This is a genomic window from Xanthomonas campestris pv. badrii, from assembly GCF_012848175.1.
Classification (GTDB): domain Bacteria; phylum Pseudomonadota; class Gammaproteobacteria; order Xanthomonadales; family Xanthomonadaceae; genus Xanthomonas; species Xanthomonas campestris_C.
Genome location: NZ_CP051651.1, coordinates 2,766,964 through 2,786,714, shown reverse-complemented (window position 1 = coordinate 2,786,714; position 19,751 = coordinate 2,766,964). Strand labels below are relative to the sequence as shown.

Sequence of the window (19,751 nt, the reverse complement as noted above, 5' to 3'; positions counted from 1 at the left end):
TTGCCCTCATCCGCCCTTCGGGCACCTTCTCCCGCGGGCGGGAGAAGGGAGTGTGGCGGCCTTGTTGGATCCGTTCGCGCGTGACGCGGACGTCCGTTGGTTACTGCAACTGCGTGACGATCTCGCGTGCCATCGCGCCCAGCGGAAGGATACGGTCGGCGCCGCCGCGCTTGATCGCTTCCTTTGGCATGCCGAACACGATGCTGGTGTGTTCGTCCTGCGCCACCGTGCGTGCGCCGGCCTGGCGCATTTCCAGCAGGCCGGCGGCACCATCGTCGCCCATGCCGGTCATGATGATGCCCAGCGCATTGCTGCCGGCCGCGCGTGCGGCCGAGCGGAACAGCACGTCCACCGACGGACGGTGCCGGTTGACCGGCGGGCCTTCCATCACTTCCACGAAATACTGCGCGCCGCTGCGCCGCAGCAGCAGGTGCTTGCCGCCGGGCGCGATCAGCGCACGGCCGGGCATCACCCTGTCGTTGTTGGCGGCTTCCTTGACCGCGATCTGGCACAGGCCGTCGAGGCGCGCGGCGAAGGCGGCGGTGAACTTTTCCGGCATGTGCTGGACGATGACGATGCCCGGGCACACGCGCGGCAAGGCGGTGAGCACTTCTTCCAGCGCCTGGGTGCCGCCGGTGGAGGTGCCGATGGCCACGATGCGCTCGGTGGTCTGTGCCAGCGCACGGCCGCTTTGCGCGGGGAGGATCACATCGGCGGTGTGCTTGACCTCGGCTTCCAGCGGCGCGGCGGTGACGCGTGCGGCCAGCCGCTTGACGTTGGCGCGTGCGGCGCTGCGCACCGTGGCCACCAGCTCATCGGCCGACTCGGTGAGGAATTGCTTGAGCCCCAGCCGTGGCTTGGTCACCACCGCCACGGCACCGGCAGCCAGCGCATCCATGGTCACGCGCGCGCCTTTTTCGGTGAGCGTGGAGCAGATCACCACCGGGGTGGGGCGCTCGCTCATGATCTTGCGCAGGAAGGTGATGCCGTCCATGCGCGGCATTTCCACATCCAGCACGATCACGTCGGGCCATTGCTGGCGCATCTTCTCGATCGCCAGCAACGGGTCGGCGGCGGTGGCAATCACCTCGATGCCCTGCGCATCGTTGAGCACGCCCACCAGTACCTGGCGCACCACCGCCGAATCGTCGACCACCATCGCCTTGATGGTGTTGGTGGCAGGGTTGGCGGCGGGGCGGTTGAACGCAGTCGGCACGGCGGATCCTTGGCTCACGCTTTGCGGAAGATCGAGGGTGCCACCTGGACCAGATCGATGTCGAGTTCGCTCAGGCTTTCCGAATGGCCAATACAGAAGTGTCCGCCCGATTTCAGGTTGGCGAGCACGCGCAGGATCACCTCGCGCTTGGTCTGGCCGTTGAAATAGATCATGACATTGCGCAGGAAGATCGCATCGAAGCTGCCCAGTGACGGCAGCGCGGTGTTGAGGTTGGCATGCACGAACTGCACGCGCTCGCGCAGGCGCCGCTCCACCAGCAAGGTGCCGGCGTACTCGCCCTGGCCGCGCAGGCAGTAGCGCTTGAGATACGGCTGCGGAATGCCATCGATGCGCTGCAGCGCGTAGTGCCCGGTGCGCGCCTTGGCCAGCACGCGGGTGCTGATGTCGGTACCCACCACCTCGAACGGGCGCCCCTGCAAGCTGTCGTCCAGCACCATCGCCATGCTGTAGGCCTCCTCGCCGCTGGAGCTGGCCGCGCTCCAGCAGCGGAACGGCAACCCGCCGCGATGCTCGCCGGCCAGCTTGCGCAGCAGCTCGAAATGCTTGGGCTCGCGGAAGAAATAGGTCTCGTTGGTGGTCAACAGATCGATGGCGGTTTGGATCTCGGCGCGGTCCTGGCGGCTTTCCAGCAGCTGCAGGTACTGCGTGTAGCTGTCGAACCGGTGCTCGCGCAGACGCCTGCCCAGGCGGCCGCACAACATGGCCTTCTTGCCGGAGGAAATGCTGATGCCGGCCGCTTCGAAGATGAAGCGCTGGAAGCGGCCGAACTCCTGTTCGGTGATGGCAGTGGCGGTACTCATGGTTCAGGCCACGTCCGCATCGGCGGAGAAGGCGCCTTCGCTCAGGCGCGCGATGCGCACGGCGTGTTCGCGCCACCAGTCCGAGAGCATCGGCCCAGGCATCGGCGAACCCATCAGATAACCTTGTGCCAGATCGCAGCCCAGCTCGCGCAGCAGGCGCCAGTCGTCCGGGGTTTCCACGCCTTCGGCCACTGCGGTCAGCTCCAGCCGGTGTGCCAGCTCCAGCGTGGATTCGAGCACGGTGCGCTGGCTGCGGCTGCGATGGGCGGCCTGCACGAAGCTGCGGTCCAGCTTGAGTTCGGTGAACGGAATGCTGGCCAGGCGCTGCAGCGACGAGAAACCGGTGCCGTAGTCGTCGATGGACAACCCAAACCCATGCAGGCGCAGGCGCGCCAGCATGCTCAGCGCATTGGCCGGCTCCACGATGGCGCTCTCGGTGAGTTCCAGCACCAGGTCGGCCGGGCTCAGGCCGTTGTCGCTCAACTTGGCGCACAGTTGCTCGAGAAAATCTGCTTCGCCCAGCAAGCGGGGCGACAGGTTCAATGCCAGGCTCAGCTCGAAGCCTTCGGCGCGCCAGTCGACCAATTGCGCGATGGCCTTGTCGATCACCTGTTGGGTCAACGCGTGGATCAGCCCTTCGCGTTCGGCCAGCGGGATGAAGCGGTCCGGGCCGATCATGTCGCCCTGCGGGCGGCGCCAGCGGGCCAGCGCTTCCACCCCGCGCAGCCGTCCGTCCTTCAGGTCGAGCTTGGGTTGATAGGCCACGCGGATTTCGCCGCGGCGCATGGCGCGGTCCAGGCGCGAGGCGGCTGCGCCACCACTGGCCATCAGCGGCGAGATCGCCGCCGGCAACGCGGCCGGCACGGTGGCGCTGGTGTCGGGTTCGCACTCCAGCACCGTGGCCAGATCCTGCAGGTTCATCGGCTTTTCGATGCCGCCCAGCACGCGCACGCCGGCGCTGCGGCTCAGCTGCATCACCGCATCGATCAATGCGCCGCCGCGTTGCGACACCACCACCACCGGCACGCCGTACTGGCCGCGTGCCAGCGCATCGAGCAGCTGTACGCCGTCCATGCCGGGCATTTCCAGGTCGAGCAGCAGCAACGACGGCGCACTGGCGCGGCTCAACCACTCCAGGGCGGCATGACCGTCGGCGGCGCCATCGACCACATTGGCACCCAGCTGGCGGCACAGCGCCATGGCGTGTTCGCGCTGGACCACGCTGTCATCGACGACCAGCACCGGGCCGGCCAGCGTGCAGTTGCAGGAAAGAAGGGCGGGGCGCATGGGAGTCCTTGCGTACATGCGGCTGTCAGGCCGCCAGTGCGGCGGTGGGGAGCTGGGCCAGGGCATCGTGGCCCAGCACGGCATCGGCATCGAGCAGGATCACGAAACGCTCGCCGATCTTGCCCATGGCATGGATGAAGTCGCGCGGGATGCCGGCACCGAAGCTGGGCGTTTCCACGATGTCCTCGGCTGCGATGTCCAGCACTTCGCTCACCGCATCCACCAGCAGGCCGAGCACCTGATGCCCGTCGCCATGGGCGATCTCCACGATCACGATGCAGCTGCGCTTGGTGATCGGGCTGGCGGTGCGGCCCACGCGTTGCTGCAGGTCCACCACCGGCACCACCGCCCCGCGCAGGTTGATCACCCCGCGCAGGGCCGGCGGCATCATCGGCACATCGGTGGGCACCCGGTATTCGATGATTTCCTTGATGCCGAGTATGCCCAGGCCGAACATTTCCTTGCCCAACGAAAAGGTCAGGTATTGCTGCGGCGCCGTGGGCGCTGGCGTGCCGGTGACTGCGCTGCTGTGCGGTTGCATCGTCGGCTCCTTCAGAAACTGGCGAACTGCGATTCGTCGATGGCATCGGCGGTCGCGGCCACCGCGCCGATCTGGCGCACGTTGGTGCGCCGCGCCGGTGCATGGATGGCCGTGGCCTGGCTGGCCTGCACCACCCGACGCGGGCCCGGCCGGCTGGCCTGGCTTGCACCGCGCCCGCCATTGCCCAGCCGGAAGAAGCCCATCAACTGCTGTAGCTGTTCGGCCTGCGCGCTCATTTCTTCGGACGTGGCGGCCAGTTCTTCGGCATTGGCCGCGGCCGACTGCGTGGTCTGGTTCAACTGGCCCACGGCGGTGTTGATCTGGCTGACGCCGGCGGTCTGTTCTTCGGAGGCGGCGGCGATCTCCTGCACCAGATCGGAGGTGCGGCGGATCGATGGCACCATCTCGCCAAGCACGCGGCCGGCGCTTTCGGCCAGTTCCACGCTGGAACCGGCCACTTCGCCGATTTCCTGCGCGGCGATCTGGCTGCGCTCGGCCAGCTTGCGCACTTCGGCAGCCACCACTGCAAAGCCCTTGCCGTGTTCGCCGGCGCGCGCGGCCTCGATGGCGGCGTTGAGCGCGAGCAGGTTGGTCTGGTAGGCGATGTCGTCGATGATGCCGATCTTCTTGGCGATGTCCTTCATCGCCACCACCGTGGCGCGCACGGTGTCGCCGCCGTCGGCCGCTTCGCTCGCAGCCTTGGCGGCCATGCTGTCGGTAACGCGCGCGTTTTCGGTGTTCTGCGCGATGGAGGCGGTCATCTGCTCCAGCGAGGCGCTGGTTTCTTCCACGCCGGCGGCCTGTTCGCTGGCCGCCTGGGCCAAGGATTGCGCGGTGGCGCTGACTTCCTCGGAGGCGCTGGCCAGGTTCTCGGCGTTGCGGTTGACCTCGTCGACGATCTCGGTGAGGCGGCTCATGGTGGTGTTGACGTAACGCTGCATGTCGGCAAACGCGCCTTCGTAGCGGCCTTCCACGGTGTGGGTGAGGTCGCCTTCGGCCATCGCGCCCATCACCTGGATCACCTCGGAAATGCTGCGCAGATTGCCGCGTGCGCGCTCCACGGTGTCGTTGATGAAGGCCTTCTTGCCCGGCAGCTGCGCCAGCGGCGCATCGAAGTTGCCGCGGCCGAATTCGGCCATCACGCCCATCGCCAGCTTCTTGACCGCGATGTGCGCGCCCACCATCTGGTTGATGCCCAGCGCCATGCTGCGGAAATCGCCATCGAAGCGGCTGCTGTCGATGATCACGTCGATGTCGCCGGCTTCGTGCTCGGCCGACATGTGGTTGATCTCGGCGATCAGCCCGGTGAGATTGCCGCGTACCTGTTCGATCGTGTCGTTGATGAAGCGCTTCTTGCCTGGCAGCAGCGGCAGCTGCGCGGTGAAGTTGCCGCGGCCGAACTCGCCCACGCAGGCGATGGCCTGCTTCTTGACCGCGATGTGGCCGGCCACCATCGCATTGATGCCTTCGGCCATGCGGCGGAAGTCGCCGGTGAAGCGCTGGGTGTCGATGACCACGTCGATATCGCCGGCATCGTGCTCGGCCGACATGCGGTTGACCTCGGCGACCATGCCGGTGAGGTTGCCGCGGATCTGGTCGACGATCTCGTTGATGAAGGCCTTCTTGCCGGGTAGCCGTTCCAGTTCGGCGGAAAAGTTGCCGCGACCGAACTCGGCCACACAGGCCATCGCCTGCTTCTTGACGGCGATGTGGCTGGCCACCATGCGGTTGATACCCTCGCCCATGGTGCGGAAGTCGCCTTCGAAGCGCGCCACGTCGATACGCGCATCGATGTCGCCGGTATCGTGTTCGCGCGACACGCGAATGATCTCTTCGTTGACGTGGCGGATGCCGCTCTGCACCTTGCGCAGGCCGCGCAGCACGTCACCGGCCTGCTCGTCGCGCAGCTGCGGCAGGGCCACGTCGAAGTTGCCGCGCGAGAACGCATCCAGCGTCGTGGTGGCCAGTTCCAGCGAGCCGTTGACCAGGCGAATAGCCCAGGCCAGCAGCACGCCGCTGAGCACTGCCGCCACCACGCTGGCAGCCAGCAAGGCGGCGTGCGAGAGCGTCAGCGCGAAGCCGGCGACGATCACGAGGACGGGCAGGGCAACGGCAAGCGCGGCGGTGAACCACAGCTGCGTAGCGATCGGAAGACGGTGTGACATGGCGGTAGCTTCCTGGAGTCAGGGAACAACGAAACGAACGATGCGGTTGGCGAACGATGATGCGGCGATGTGCAGCGGTGGCGCGGGCGCTCAGGCGGCCAGCGCGTCCTGCTGCGGATGCAACTGCTGGACCAGGCTGGGCACGTCCAGGATCAGCGCGACATCGCCGCTGCCCAGGATGCTCGAGCCGCTTATGCCCTTGACCTGGGCGAAGACCTTGGACAACGGCTTGATCACCGTCTGCCATTCGCCGAGTAAGGTGTCCACGACCAGGCCGAAACGCTGCGCACCCTGGCGGATCACCACGATGCTTTCGCGCGCCGGCGTCTTGCCGCCCAGCGCGAACAGCTCGCGCAGGCGCACATATGGCAGTACCCGGCCGCGCAGGTCGATGTAGTCGCTGGCGTAGTCGGGCGTGAACTCCACGCACTCTTCCACCACATCCAGCGGCACCACGAACACCGACTTGCCCACGCCGACCTGGAAGCCATTGATGATGGCCAGGGTCAGCGGCAGGCGCACCGAGATGGTGGTGCCCAGCCCGGCGGCACTGTCGATCTCGACCGTGCCGCGCAGCGCGGTGATGTTGCGCTTGACCACATCCATGCCGACGCCGCGGCCGGACAGGTTGGTGACCTTTTCGGCGGTGGAAAACCCCGGCTCGAAGATCATTGCGAATACGTCGCGGTCGCTGAGCTGGCGGCCGGGTTCGACCAGGCCGCGTTCCAGCGCCTTGGCCAGGATCTTGTCGCGATTCAGGCCGCCACCGTCGTCGGTGATCTGGATGACGATGCTGCCGGAGTCGTGGTACGCGTTCAGGCCCACGGTGCCGCGCGCCGGTTTGCCGCGCGCCACGCGCACCTCGGCCGGTTCGATGCCGTGGTCCATCGCGTTGCGCACCAGATGGGTGAGCGGGTCGCCGATCTTTTCCACCACCGACTTGTCCAGCTCGGTATCCTCGCCGGCCACCACCAGGGCGATGTCCTTGCCCAGCTCGCGTGCCACATCGTGCACCACGCGTTGGAAGCGGCTGAAGGTGCCGCCGATCTTGACCATGCGCAGCTGCAGCGCGCTTTCGCGCACCTCTTCCACCAGCCCTGCAAGGATCGAGGCCGATTCCAGCAACTGCGCATCGCCGCTGCGCTGCGCATTGGCATTGGTGCTGGCCACGGCAATGATGAGTTCGCCCACCAGGTCGATCATGCGATCGAGCTTGTCGGCATCCACGCGGATCGAGCGCGCGTCGGCGCCGCCGCGTGCGCCGCCATCGGCTGCTGCGCGCGGCGGCGTGGCAGCCGGTACCGCGGCCGGTGCGCTGGCGGGTGCAGCCGCCACCGGCGTGCTGGCCAATACGGCTGCCGCATCGGTCGGAGCCGGTACGGCGGTGATCTCCAGCGCGCAATCGTCGCGCACGAACTCGAACACGTCGTCGATGGCGGCGCGATCGGCATCGCTGCGCAGCAGGATCTGGAAGCCGAGATAGCTGGCCTCCGGATCGAGCTCTTCGAAGGTGGGCAGCTGGCTGTAGTCGGTGCTGATCGATTCCACCGAGCCCAGGCTGCGCAGATTGCGGATCAGCTTGAGCGGCGAGTTGCCGAAACGCAGCGCGTCGGCGAACAGGGTCAGGCCGATGCGCCAGTAGCCGCTCTGTTTTTCCGGCGTGCCGTGCTGCACGGTGGTGGCGGTGACGCCCCAGGCGCTGCCTTGCAGATAGGTCTGCAACTGCGCCAGCAGCGGCTCGGCTTCGGCGGCCAGCGCCGCCGCATCGGCGTGGCTGGGGTCGGCGGCGGTTTCCACCAGCGCGTGGATATGGTCGCAGCACACCAGCAACAGTGCGATCAGTTCCGAACTCAGCGTCAGCGCTTCGTCGCGTACCAGATCCAGCACGCTCTCCACCACATGGGTGAAGCCCACCAACTGCGGCAGATCGAACAGGCCGCCCGAGCCCTTGATGGTATGCGCGGCGCGAAAGATCGCGTTGACCGCATCCGGCGAAGACTCGCCACGCTCGGCTTCGAGCAGGTGGCGTTCCATGTCTTCGAGCAGGTCCCGGCTTTCGGCCAGGAAGGTCTGCATCAGCTGGTTCATGTCCATGCGTGCGTCACCGGTCCGTTAGTGGATGCGTGCGTCGAGGCTTGCAACCGCATGCGGATACAAGGCTTCGAGCAGGCCAAGCAGTTCGATCACATCGACCACGGCGCGGCTGGAATCGGTGAGCGAGAACGGCCGGCCATCGGCCTGGATCGCCTGTTTGGTGGCCAGCAGCAACTGCAGCCCGGTGGTGTCGATCTCGCTGACCGCGCCCAGGTCCAGATGCAACCCGCCCGGGTGCGCCAGTGCCGGCTGCAGCAGCGGCTTGAGTTCGGCAGCGCGGCGGATGGTCATCTCGCCCTCCAGGGCAAGCGTCAACGGCGCAGGCAGGTCGGAAGATGCAAGGTTCATGGGTGCCTCAAGCGATGGCGCACGTTGGGTGGAATGACGGGGGGAGAAGGTCGCGGTGACGCGGCTGTGCGTGGCGTTGCTCTGCACGCAGGCCCATGTCGGTCTATGCAGATATCGGCGCCTCGCTGAAATATTTAGGCCAAATTAAGTCGAATGACGTAAATGTGAAATCCGCTAGCAGTTTTGCCATTAACTGCTCAGGTTTGTCGCAAGCAGGCTCATAGAGCGCTTGTCCTGGACAGTCCCGGGACAATGCACGTGTATTTCAAACAAGGCCGAGCGGAGCGAATCCAGCAAGGACAAGGGCTGCAAGCCCGTTACGAATGGCGCAGATCAGCGCGACGGCGCAGACGAATCGCGCGCACGCCATGCGCGCAGGTGGTGCTCACCTACGTGCATGGCGTGCAGTGCTGTCGAGTCTGTCGTGACGCCGTCGAGGGCGGCGTTGCGCTTCAGCCCGGTGCCAATGCCGCCAACGAACCGCGTGCGGCATTGAAGCGGTCCGCGCCTTCGGGCAGCGGCAGCTCGACGCGCAGCTTGTCCGGGCCGTCCATGGTGTAGATCCGCAGTCGCTCCTGGATCATCACGGTCATTCCGAACCCTACGCAAGCTGCCACCAGCGCCGATGGCGTGACCAACCCCACCGCAACGCCCATCGTCGCCAGCTACCAAAAGGCGCGCGAACTCAATTACCAGGCCACCGATGCCGCCGCAGCACTCGCTCTCAAATGCGCCATCTATACCCAGACCGACCGCCAGGGCACCCAGTGGTCGTTCGATGGCCGCGCCTGGGCGCGCGAGGGCATGGCCGACACCACCAATGATGGCGAGGACAACCCCACTGCCACACAGATAGTTGCCAGCTATGAGAAGGCTCGTGAGCTGAACTACCAGGCCACCAATGCGGCCGCCGCATTGGCGCTGAAGGATGCGCCCGCACCACAGGACCCGTATCGCCTACCGGCCAGCGACACCGATCCACCCAGCCTCAGCACGGCCGACTGGACGCGCGATCCCGGCGATGGGCAATGGCGGCGCACTGTGCAAAGCGGTGTGCTCGCAGACGCCGACAGCGCTGTGTATCGCACCGATATCGCAACGCCACTGCGGGCCGCAGAGCTGGAAGCACAGGCGCAAGCGGTCATCGCGCGCAACATCGCCAACAGCCCCGGTGCCATCGCCGCGCGCTATGAGCTTGCCCACCACCGCAGCGGCTGGGCCGCTGATGGCCTGCCGATGTCGCCGGCCGTGCAGCAGGCGCTGCCCGATCCGGATGCCTTGACCGCCTCAGATGGTCAACGCTACTACCGCACCATCGAGGGCCGGTGGACCAGCAACGGTGCCCAGCCCGACGGCAATCGCGTGCTGGAACTGAAGACCACGCGCGCACTGCTGCAACCGGCGCTTGCAGAGCAGGCGCAGGCGATTGCGGCCCTCCGGCAATCGCCGCAGGAGGTTCAGGGCGAACAGACGCTCTACCGCTACCGCATCGTCGGCACCGAACTCCAACCGGCTTGGCGCGAAGCGATCGAACTGGCGACCCAACGCACGCGCGAGGCAACGGGACTTACTGGTGATAGCGCGCAGAAGCTGCAACGTGGCCATGGTGACCATGGTGGCAACTTTGGCGCCGATAGCAGAATCATGCAGCTGCGACACCGAGCAACCGGCCGGAAGCGGTATGCTGGTAGCGTCCGTCTAGCGAGAGCGGCGACCGCCTCTCGACGACATGCACCGTCTATCGGAGGGCAGCAATGAAACAAACCGAGCAAACGCAAACGATTCATCACAATGCGCCGAAGAAGGGCGAGTTCTACATCATCAGGTCCGACGTGCGTGGCGGGGGGCGCGGGCATGGCGTGGAGTTCGAGAACGAAGATGCGGTGCCGTTTTCCATTGCTGACAGCCTGCCTGGAGAGGACGCGGGCTTGGCCGCACTGAAAGAAACCCCGCGCCTGCGCTACGACAGCCGCATCGGCGATATGCCCAATGACATGCACAGTGGATTCAAGAGCTACTGGCTGGTCTCAGAGCCACTGAAGCAGGTCCTCGAAGCTGCAGACCCGAAGGGTTTTGCCTTCGCGCTATGCGACTTCCGATTGGAAGACGGTACGCCCGGGGCACCGCACTATCTCTGCGAGGTGGTGCGGATTATCGATGCCATCGACGAGGAAGCATCCACCGTCAAGATCTTGACCGGATACCGTAATGGCAAGCACTACAGTGTTGCGGGTGGTGCAGAGTTCGGATTCAGGAAAGACGTTGTCGGCGCCGCGCATGTCTTCAGGACACCTTATACGTCAGATGCCTTTTGTGATCGGTTCCTGCGCGACACCTTGATCGCGCAGGGATTTGGTAAATCACCCAAGACGCGCGGCGTCTGGCTGATAGACACTTTCGGTTGCTGAGCGATGAACCTTTGACCGTTTGATGGAGTAAGAGCAGATGCCGTCCGGTAACGTCATCCTTGAAAGTCATCATGTCATTGAAAACACCGTCTTTCGCGATCATAGGTTGCTCAAGAAATTGCGTGAGCATGGCCTGATCGACAAAGACGTATCGACCAATCGCCTGTATCTGCCGGTAGATGGCACGCTAGCTGACGAAATCGAAACATCCCCCCACCGAGGACGCACGCGCAGCTCTTACACGAAAGCAATCTTTGGTTATCTTGACGATCTCACTGATTCCCCGGATGGCGAAGCCGCTATGCGCAACGACGCTGCCGCATTAAAGCGCGTCGCCGCCCAGGTCCACGACCTGCAGGACACCCTCAAAGTCGCGCTGAGCAATGGGGATATGTTCGCAACGACCCCGGATCGTTTGACCAAGACCGAGACCAACGCGCAAAACCGCAGGACGCTCTCAGAGTACGAGCAATACCGCACCGCCCATGCCGACCAGCTCAAGACGCTGCGCTCGATGAGCAATGTCGAATCCGAATGGTTCGCCATCACCCGCACCGAGCAGCGGATCGCCACGGTGATCGACGCCGCACGCACGACCGGCAAAAATCTGGTCGCTGTCCCGGATGAACGCGATGCCGTCATCCGCGAAATCGCCGGCCGCGAAGAATTCCGCATGGTCATCGCGCACGCCCAAGATGCCGGGCGCGTGAGGTTATCCGAGTCCAACGCGGCCTTGGTCCAGCAGGTATTGGATGACACGCCAATAAGCATCAGCGGTGCTGCGCGCAGCATTCGCCAAGGCTCAGGCGCCGCACCGCATCCGGCGTACACACCAGTATCCCAGCGCGGCTTCACCACCGCCGAGTTGTTGGCAGGCGATCTATCTGCAGGCCAGGCGCTACGCACCGCCGGCTTGCTCGCCACCGCCGCCGACACGGTCATGACCGGCCAACGCGCCACGCATTTACTCGGCCGGGACAACCCACTCGCAGCGCAATCAGAACTCGCCCATTTCGCCGGCCGCAATGTCGGTGGCTGGGCCGGCGGCACGACGGCCGCCTACGCGCTTGGCGCGTCCGGCGCCGGGCCGATGGCCTTGATCGCTGCCGATGCCTATTTCATGAGCGTGGCCGGCGAAAAAGCCGCCGCACTGCTCGACAACCGCGCCATCTATACCCAGACCGACCGCGATGGCACGCAGTGGTCGTTCAACGGCACTGCCTGGGCGCGCGAGGGCAGGGCCGACATCACTAATGATGGCGTGGACAACCCCACCTCCACCCCCATCGTCGCCAGCTACGAGAAGGCCCGCGAACTCAATTATCAAGCGACCAACGTCGCCGCCGCATTGGCGCTGAAGGATGCGCCCGCACCACAGGACCCGTATCGCCTACCGGCCAGCAACACCGATCCACCCAGCCTCAGCACGGCCGACTGGACGCGCGATCCCGGCGATGGGCAGTGGCGGCGCACTGTGCAAAGCGGTGTGGTCGCAGACGCCGACAGCGCTGTGTATCGCACCGATATCGCAACGCCACTGCGGGCCGCAGAGCTGGAAGCACAGGCGCAAGCGGTCATCGCGCGCAACATCGCCAACAGCCCCGGTGCCATCGCCGCGCGCTATGAGCTTGCCCACCACTGCAGCGGCTGGGCCGCCGATGGCCTGCCGATGTCGCCGGCCGTGCAGCAGGCGCTGCCCGATCCGGATGCCTTGACCGCCTCGAACGGTCAGCGCTACTACCGCACCATCGAAGGCCAGTGGACCACCAACGGTGCCCAGCCCGATGGCAATCGCGTGCTGGAACTGGACACCATGCGCGCACTGCTGCAACCGGCGCTTGCAGAGCAGGCGCAGGCGATTGCGGCCATCCAGCAAGCGCCGCCATCGCCACAAGATCGGCAGCGCGAACAGACGCTGTACCGCTACCGCATCGTAGGCACGGAACTGCAGCCGCAATGGCGCGAGGCGATCGAACTGGCGACCCAACGCACGCGCGAGGCAACGGGACTTACCGGTGATAGCGCGCAGAAGCTGCAACGTGGCCCGGGTGGCACCTTCGGTGCCGATAGCCCCATTGCACACCTGCAACGCGGTGCCGATGGGGTAGAGCGCATCGTGGCGCTCACCAGCACCGAAGACATCCGCCAGGCGTTGCAGGAGGTGCGTGCGCAACAGACGCAGCCGTCCTTGCCGGACCAACCAGCACTCCACCTCACCGCCACGGCGCCCACATCGGACGGGGCGGCCAGCGGCGACGCATCGAGCGCCGACGCATCATCCAGCCCGCAGCTGGTGCTGGATATGCGGGTACAGCTGCAGGCCGCACGCGCGGCGCAGGCGCGGCAGGAACGCGACCAACAAGAGCGTGTTGCGCACGAGAAGCATGCGACCCAGGTACGCGAACACCTCCAGCAGGCAGCGCCTGAGCACAGACATACGTCGCACAGCGAAGACCCATTGCAGGCACATGCATTGCTTGAGCGTCAAAGCCGGGCCCAACAGCGTGAATACGAACAGCGTGATGTGCAGGAGCGCCAGGCACAGACCAGCTTGCAGCGAGAACAGCAGCAGCGTGAGGAACGGGAAACCCAGCAACCTCAGAGGCAGGAACGCCAGGTCCAGGACAACCAGCAGCGCGAGGAGGAAACACATCAGGCCCAGCAAGCGCGGCAGCGCGTGCAGGAGCGGCGGGCGCAAGACGCTGACGGTCTTGAGCAACAGCCGCTGCAGGCCAAGAGCGCTGTACCACCCGAGCAGGAGCCGCGCGCGCACCAAGCCGCGCCGCCGCCGCTTCAAGCGCCGGGCACACAAGCGCATGAAAGGCAGGCGCATCCGGGCCAGGAAGTCATTGCCCAGCACGCGCAGGCGCAGCAGATACCGCACGGCCAATCGCCTGCAGCCGAGAGGGTGCAGCCGCATATGCTCGGCCAACAGGCGCAGGAACACCACGCCCACGACAGACAAACCAACGCAGCGCATGAGGTTGCGCTGACGCATGCGCCGTTGGCGTATCCGCAGCCGGATGCCGTGGTGCACGAGCAGCAACTGCCGACGGCACATGCCGCACAGGCGGCCCACGATGCGCCTGCGCAACAGTCTGAGGAACCGACAAACGCGCAGCTGGCGGCCGCGCCACCCGCGGTATCGCGCACTGCCACGGTCGTTGCAGATCGCAGTGACGCGCAACACACGTCGATGCAGCAGACGCGAGTGCCGGAAGCGCCGGGTGATCTTGCTGTCTTGTCATCGTCTACCGGTCTTGCGCAAACGCCACTGCTGGAAGCGTCTATCGCCGAGCACCCGGCCGGCTTGCCCGACAGCGAATCTGCTGAACGCGATGCGGCCTCGGTCACCCGGACTGTGGAGCAGGAAGCACCCGCTGCCCCAGCGCCTGGAAGCGCTGAATCGTGGCAAGCAACGCTGCAGAAAATGCGTGCGCTGCGAGAACAGCTCGAACAGGATCTTGCACTGGAAACCCGCATCTCTGAAGCGCGGCAAGCGCGAGCCGCGCGCGGTGAGCAGCAGTTTACGCAGCTTGAATTGCGTGATGGATACGATCCGGATGGCCCCTCGGCGTTGAGGAATACCCCCTCCCGTCTTCAAAGCGCAGTCTCCCCTACCGACGCCGATACCGCCATTGCGCGCACAGGCAATCCGCAGGACGATGGGCAGCCGCCCATGCGCAGGGCGATCAGCAAGGACCCGGATGTCAACGATCTGATCTACGCCATCGACTCCAAGAACGACCTGGCGATCAATGAAGCCTTGAAGCGGATCGCCAACAGCGCCAACACCCATGCGTTGATCGAGCGCGGCCGCGAACATCTGGAAGCCAAGGCCATGCAGGAAGCACAGGAGCAGGTCGCCGCACGCCAGGCATTGGCACTGGACATGCCGGCGGAAGTGCAAACCAGTCGTGGCCCGGTGATGGTGATGACGCTGCCGCAGTTCGCCCATGGACCGATGATGCAGGGCGGACCGCAGGGTGACGGCGGTGGTGGGGGCGACGGTGGAGGTGGAGGCGGCGGAGGCGGTGGTGGGTGAATCGGCCGCTTGTGCAGCGCATCGAATCGTTGAGGGGAACACCACGATGGAGATGCAGGACCGAGCCGCCTTCGCTGACGCCGATGCCGCGTTGAGGGCCTCCAATCAGGCATTGCAGGAAGCGATCGATGTCCTGGCCACCTTGATTGCCGTGCAACAGCGAGGAGAGCAGGGCCTGGAAGATCTGGTCCTGCAGCAACTGCAGCTCTTACAGAGCGCGGTCAACAGCGCCGATCAACGTATCAACCGGGTGGTGGAGAACGCGCTTCCGCGTCTGACGCAGTTGAGCGATCAGGCGTTGACGCAAACGCTGGAACCGGCCGCTGCTCGGTTCACCAAGAAGATGGTCGATGCAGGGCAGACGCTGGCGCATGCCACCCATCGGTATGCGCAGGCACAACACGGCCTGGAAACGACGGCGGCGCGACGCATGTGGATCGGATTGGCTGCGATGGCGGTCGGGGCAATCATGTGCCTTGCGGCAGTAGGCTACGCGGTCAAGGCAGCCCAACCCATTCTGGCCGACGCCAAGCAGCGCCGCGCGGAGATCGCCTATCTGGACCGTGTGGCCCGCGCAAATATCGTTCCCTGCGGCGAAAACAGGCTGTGCGCCGAGTTGGAAAAGAAAGGGCGGCGCTATGGTGATCGCGGTCAGTATCGTGAAATCACGCTTCGCAAATCTACTTCGCAGTAAACGCCGACAAAGATATCGATTGCCGCGAGGTCGGATCGATCTGCATCTGCATCTGCATCGTCTCTTCGATGGTGTGCCCGGGTTGCTCCCTGCGGACTGCGTGCTGTTGCGCCAACCGCCAGCGTTCGCGTGCCGCCCAGGCGAGTGATTTCTCAATCGTTGGGCCGGCTGCGCACGTGCAGCCGTCGTTGCAGGCGCGACGCCGGCGCTACCCCGGTGCCAACGCCGCCAACAGGCCGCGCGCGGCGTTGAAGCGATCCGCGCCTTCGGGCATCGGCAGCTTGATGCGCAGCTTGTCCGGGCCATCCATGGTGTAGATCTTCGGTTGCTTCTGGATCATCTGGATGATGGTCATCGGGTCGATGGCCGGCTTGGCCTCGAACACCAACCGCCCACCGTTTTCGCCCAGATCCAGCTTGCGCACGCCCAAGGCGTTGGCCCGCAGCTTGAGCTCGGCAATGGCGAACAGGTGTTTGACCGGGTCCGGCAGCAGGCCGAAGCGGTCGATCATTTCCACCTGCAATTCACGCAAGGCCTCGGCATCGCGCGCACTGGAAATGCGCTTGTACAGAGTCAGGCGCGTATGCACATCGGGCAGGTAATCCTCGGGAATCAGCGAGGGCACGTGCAGTTCCACCTCGGCCCCGCGCACTTCCTCGCCGGCATCCAGGTCGGGCAGCTTGCCCTGGCGGATGCTGCGCACCGCGCGTTCCAGCAGTTCGGTATAGAGGCTGAAGCCGACCTCGGCCATCTGCCCGCTCTGGTCTTCGCCCAGCAACTCACCGGCGCCGCGGATTTCCAGGTCGTGCGTGGCCAGGGTGAAGCCGGCACCGAGCTCGTCCATCGAGGCAATCGCTTCCAGGCGCTTTTCTGCATCGGAGGTCATCGAGCGCCGGTCCGGCACCACCAGATACGCGTAGGCGCGGTGGTGCGAGCGGCCCACGCGTCCGCGCAGCTGATGCAACTGCGCAAGACCGAAACGGTCGGCGCGGTTGATGATGATGGTGTTGGCGTTGGGGATGTCGATGCCCGATTCGATGATCGTGGTCGACAGCAACACGTTGAAGCGTTGCTTCTGGAAATCCAGCATCACCCGTTCCAGTTCGCGTTCGGGCATCTGCCCGTGCGCGATACCGATGCGCGCTTCCGGCACCAGTTCGGACAACTCGCGCTGCATGCGCACGATGCTTTCCACATCGTTATGCAGGAAGTACAGCTGCCCGCCGCGGCTCAACTCGCGCTGGAATGCTTCGCGCAGCAGCGTGTTGTCCCAGGCGGTGATGAAGGTCTGCACCGCCAGCCGGTTCGGCGGCGGGGTGGCGATGATGGACAGGTCGCGCAGGCCGGCCATGGCCATATTGAGCGTGCGCGGGATCGGCGTGGCGGTGAGCGTGAGCAGGTGCACGTTGGCACGCATCGCCTTGAGCGCTTCCTTCTGGCGCACGCCGAAGCGCTGCTCTTCGTCGACCACGACCAGGCCGAGATCCTTGAACTTCACATCCGGCTGCAACAAACGGTGCGTGCCGATGATGACGTCGATATCGCCGCTGGCGACCTTCTCCAGTTCGGCCTTGATTTCCTTGGTGCTCTTGAAGCGCGACAGCACTTCCACCTTCATCGGGTAATCGGCGAAGCGGTCGCGGAAATTGCGGTAGTGCTGTTCGGCCAGCAGCGTGGTGGGCACCAACACGGCGACCTGCTTGCCGGCGCTGGCGGCAGCGAATGCCGCACGCACCGCAACCTCGGTCTTGCCGAAGCCCACGTCGCCGCAAACCACGCGGTCCATCGGTTGGCTGCTGGCCAGGTCGCGCAGCGTCGCATCGATGGCCGCCAGCTGATCGCCGGTTTCCTCGAACGGAAATCCGGCCGCGAACGGCTCGTACATCGCGCGGTCCACTTGCAACGCCAGGCCGGCGCGTGCACGGCGACGTGCCTGGATCTCCAGCAGTTCGGCGGCCACGTCGCGCACCTTCTCGGCGGCCTTGCGCTTGGCACGGGTCCATTGCTCGCCGCCCAGCGAATGCAGCGGCGCGGTCTCGGCCGAGGCGCCGGAGTAGCGGCTGATCAGGTGCAGCTGCGCCACCGGCACATACAGCCGGTCGCCCTTGGCGTATTCGATTTCCAGGAACTCGCCGGGCATGCCGCCGGCATCGAGCACGATCAGGCCGCGGTAACGGCCCACGCCGTGATCCTCGTGCACGATCGGCGCGCCCTCGGACAATTCGCCCAGGTCGCGAATGATCGCTTCCGGCTCACGCCCGACCCGGCGCGTGCGGCGCGGCTGGGTGGCCCGCTCGGGAAACAGCTGGCGCTCGGTGAGCACCGCGATCTGCGGGTCATCCAGCGCAAAGCCATCTTCCAGCGGCGCCACGGTAATGCCGAAACGCAGCGTGGCCGCGGCCAGGAACGCAGGCAGGTCGGCGACCACTTCCGGCTTGAGCTGTGCGGCGGCCAGCACTTCCATCAAGGCCTCGCGACGGCCGGCCGAATCGGCCGCCACCAGCACGCGGCCCGGGTAATGGCCCAGGAAAGACGCCAGCGCCTGGCCGGCGGGTGCGTCCTTGGCGGCCACCGGCAGCGGCGGCAACGGTTGGTCGCCGAGCGCGGCGGCGTCCTCGATGCGCGGGTGATCGGCTGGCCACACTTCGATGCGGGCCAGCTTGTTGAGCCGCTCGCGCAGCGCATCGGGCGACTGGTACAGCTCGTCCGGCGGCAACAGCGGCCGCTCCACATCGTGGCGACGCTGTTCGTAGCGGTGTTGCGCCTGGATCCAGAACGCATCGGCGGCGTTGGACACGCCGGTGGCGATCAGCGGCAGCACGCGCTTGTCCAGGTAATCGAACAGCGTGGCTGTCTTGCTGAAGAACATCGGCAGGTAATACTCGACGCCGGAGGGCGCGATGCCGGATTTCAGGTCCTGATACAGCGCGCTGCGGCGGGTATCCACGTCGAAACGTTCGCGCAGGCAGGCCAGTACGCGGTCGATGCTGGCATCGTCCATCGGCACCTCGCGGCCGGGCAGCATCTTCACCGCGTCCACCTTGTCCAGCGAGCGCTGCGATTCCGGGTCGAAGGCACGGATGGAATCGATGTCCTCATCCAGCAACTCGATGCGCAGTGGCGTATCTGCGCCCATCGGAAACACGTCCAGCAGCCCGCCACGCACCGCAAAATCGCCCGGGTCCATTACCTGCGGGACATTGCGGTAACCGGCGCTTTCCAGACGGCGCTTTTCGGCCTCCAGATCCAGCTGCTGGCCGACGGTGAGATCGAAGCTACCGCCGACGATATAGCTCAGTGGCGCCAACTGCTGCAGCAAGGTCTGCACCGGCACGATCACCACGCCGCGGTTCAGGCCGGGCAGGCGATGCAGCGCAGCCAGCCGCTGGCTGATGATCTCCGGGTGCGGGCTGAACTGGTCGTAGGGCAGGGTTTCCCAGTCGGGAAACGGCACCACCGGCAGCGACGTCGATTCACCCAGCAGGGCATGCAGATCGGCTTCGATCTGGTGTGCGCTCTGGTTGTCGCGCGCGATCACCAGCAGCGGCCCGGCATGCGCCTCGGCAGCCCGCGCGATCGACCAGGCCAACGCAGTGGGAGACGACGGTGCGCGCCAATAGGCGCGGAGCTGGCCAGACTTGGGCAGCGGCGGAGAGGGGTAGGTAGGCGAGGGCATCAGCCGGCGATTTTATCAGAGCCCCCGCAGTGCCCGGTCCATCTGGCGTGAAAGATGGCCTTGGCCCGGCTGTGGCGCAAGCCCTGCCTTACGTGTTGCCAGTGGAAGGCCTTGCCCAAGGAGTGTTTTGGAAGCGCCAGCGCGGTTCATCGGCGCTTTGTTGAATGGCCGGCCGCAGGCTTCTTCGAAGCGCTGTGCAACGCGGTCCGGCCGAGTACGACCAGATGCAGGGCATCTCATCCAGCCGCTCGCCTTCGGCGCGGGCGATGTCGGCGGGCGAAGGCAGTGTCAGCGTGATGGGCAGCGGCAGCTCTCCCCGCAGCCCGGCAGGCGCAAGAGACCGCCGATCATGCCTGGGTTCGCACGTGGCCCAATGCGTTCGTGCAGCAGGCGGGCACATTCGCATCCCCCGCTATCTTGGGTATCAATCGTCGCATTTACGCTGCGCGTCAGGTG

Annotated in this window: 12 protein-coding genes and 2 pseudogenes; 5 read left to right on the top strand and 9 right to left on the bottom strand. The window is 65.6% G+C overall.

Annotated elements, in window-relative coordinates:
• Positions 1 to 100: 100 nt before the first annotated feature.
• From HG421_RS11760 to HG421_RS11725, 8 genes are all read right to left on the bottom strand, one after another.
• Positions 101 to 1,234, bottom strand: a complete 1,134-nt coding sequence (locus HG421_RS11760; protein WP_211161721.1) for a protein-glutamate methylesterase/protein-glutamine glutaminase — start codon at positions 1,232 to 1,234, stop codon at positions 101 to 103.
• A complete protein-coding gene (locus HG421_RS11755) occupies positions 1,231 to 2,037 on the bottom strand; it encodes a CheR family methyltransferase (protein ID WP_169706527.1) in 807 nt (268 codons plus the stop codon). Before HG421_RS11755 ends, HG421_RS11760 begins: the two co-directional genes overlap by 4 nt.
• A gap of 3 nt (positions 2,038 to 2,040) precedes the next feature.
• Positions 2,041 to 3,324: an EAL domain-containing response regulator gene (locus tag HG421_RS11750; protein ID WP_169706526.1), complete on the bottom strand. Its 1,284-nt coding sequence runs from the start codon at positions 3,322 to 3,324 to the stop codon at positions 2,041 to 2,043.
• A 25-nt stretch (positions 3,325 to 3,349) separates the two neighbouring features.
• A complete protein-coding gene (locus HG421_RS11745; protein ID WP_169706525.1) occupies positions 3,350 to 3,865 on the bottom strand; it encodes a chemotaxis protein CheW in 516 nt (171 codons plus the stop codon).
• A gap of 11 nt (positions 3,866 to 3,876) precedes the next feature.
• Positions 3,877 to 6,030: a methyl-accepting chemotaxis protein gene (locus tag HG421_RS11740; RefSeq protein WP_169706524.1), complete on the bottom strand. Its 2,154-nt coding sequence runs from the start codon at positions 6,028 to 6,030 to the stop codon at positions 3,877 to 3,879.
• 90 nt (positions 6,031 to 6,120) lie between these two features.
• Entirely contained in the window at positions 6,121 to 8,124 is a 2,004-nt protein-coding gene (locus HG421_RS11735) for a chemotaxis protein CheA (RefSeq protein ID WP_169706523.1), read from the bottom strand.
• An 18-nt stretch (positions 8,125 to 8,142) separates the two neighbouring features.
• Entirely contained in the window at positions 8,143 to 8,472 is a 330-nt protein-coding gene (locus HG421_RS11730) for an STAS domain-containing protein (RefSeq protein ID WP_169706522.1), read from the bottom strand.
• 452 nt (positions 8,473 to 8,924) lie between these two features.
• Positions 8,925 to 9,065 carry a hypothetical protein gene (locus HG421_RS11725; protein ID WP_169706521.1) on the bottom strand — a complete coding sequence of 47 codons (141 nt, stop codon included), beginning with the start codon at positions 9,063 to 9,065 and terminating at the stop codon, positions 8,925 to 8,927.
• 103 nt (positions 9,066 to 9,168) lie between these two features.
• Here HG421_RS11725 and HG421_RS11720 point away from each other — a divergent pair.
• From HG421_RS11720 to HG421_RS11705, 4 genes and pseudogenes are all read left to right on the top strand, one after another.
• A pseudogene (locus HG421_RS11720) lies at positions 9,169 to 10,158 on the top strand (hypothetical protein); the annotation flags it as partial.
• A gap of 68 nt (positions 10,159 to 10,226) precedes the next feature.
• Positions 10,227 to 10,880 carry an imm11 family protein gene (locus HG421_RS11715; RefSeq protein WP_169706520.1) on the top strand — a complete coding sequence of 218 codons (654 nt, stop codon included), beginning with the start codon at positions 10,227 to 10,229 and terminating at the stop codon, positions 10,878 to 10,880.
• A 301-nt stretch (positions 10,881 to 11,181) separates the two neighbouring features.
• Positions 11,182 to 14,925, top strand: coding sequence for a hypothetical protein (locus tag HG421_RS21090; protein WP_211161844.1), 3,744 nt, complete (start codon positions 11,182 to 11,184; stop codon positions 14,923 to 14,925).
• Positions 14,879 to 15,619 (top strand): hypothetical protein, encoded by a 741-nt coding sequence (locus HG421_RS11705; protein WP_425533330.1) that lies wholly within the window; start codon positions 14,879 to 14,881, stop codon positions 15,617 to 15,619. Before HG421_RS21090 ends, HG421_RS11705 begins: the two co-directional genes overlap by 47 nt.
• Before the next feature lie 208 nt (positions 15,620 to 15,827).
• On the opposite strand, the gene mfd is transcribed toward HG421_RS11705, so the two are convergent.
• A complete protein-coding gene (mfd, locus tag HG421_RS11700) occupies positions 15,828 to 19,295 on the bottom strand; it encodes a transcription-repair coupling factor (RefSeq protein ID WP_169706519.1) in 3,468 nt (1,155 codons plus the stop codon).
• A 90-nt stretch (positions 19,296 to 19,385) separates the two neighbouring features.
• Here mfd and HG421_RS11695 point away from each other — a divergent pair.
• Positions 19,386 to 19,534, top strand: a pseudogene (locus tag HG421_RS11695) (transposase); the annotation flags it as partial.
• Between the last annotated feature and the right edge of the window lie 217 nt (positions 19,535 to 19,751).

Bases quoted from the DNA above. Each gene is read 5' to 3' on its own strand.
- HG421_RS21090 (WP_211161844.1), top strand. From the start codon at position 11,182: ATGCGCAACGACGCTGCCGCATTAAAGCGCGTCGCCGCCCAGGTCCAC.
- mfd (WP_169706519.1), bottom strand. From the start codon at position 19,295: ATGCCCTCGCCTACCTACCCCTCTCCGCCGCTGCCCAAGTCTGGCCAG.
- HG421_RS11725 (WP_169706521.1), bottom strand. From the start codon at position 9,065: ATGACCGTGATGATCCAGGAGCGACTGCGGATCTACACCATGGACGGC.
- HG421_RS11750 (WP_169706526.1), bottom strand. From the start codon at position 3,324: ATGCGCCCCGCCCTTCTTTCCTGCAACTGCACGCTGGCCGGCCCGGTG.
- HG421_RS11745 (WP_169706525.1), bottom strand. From the start codon at position 3,865: ATGCAACCGCACAGCAGCGCAGTCACCGGCACGCCAGCGCCCACGGCG.
- HG421_RS11735 (WP_169706523.1), bottom strand. From the start codon at position 8,124: ATGGACATGAACCAGCTGATGCAGACCTTCCTGGCCGAAAGCCGGGAC.
- HG421_RS11755 (WP_169706527.1), bottom strand. From the start codon at position 2,037: ATGAGTACCGCCACTGCCATCACCGAACAGGAGTTCGGCCGCTTCCAG.
- HG421_RS11740 (WP_169706524.1), bottom strand. From the start codon at position 6,030: ATGTCACACCGTCTTCCGATCGCTACGCAGCTGTGGTTCACCGCCGCG.
- HG421_RS11715 (WP_169706520.1), top strand. From the start codon at position 10,227: ATGAAACAAACCGAGCAAACGCAAACGATTCATCACAATGCGCCGAAG.
- HG421_RS11730 (WP_169706522.1), bottom strand. From the start codon at position 8,472: ATGAACCTTGCATCTTCCGACCTGCCTGCGCCGTTGACGCTTGCCCTG.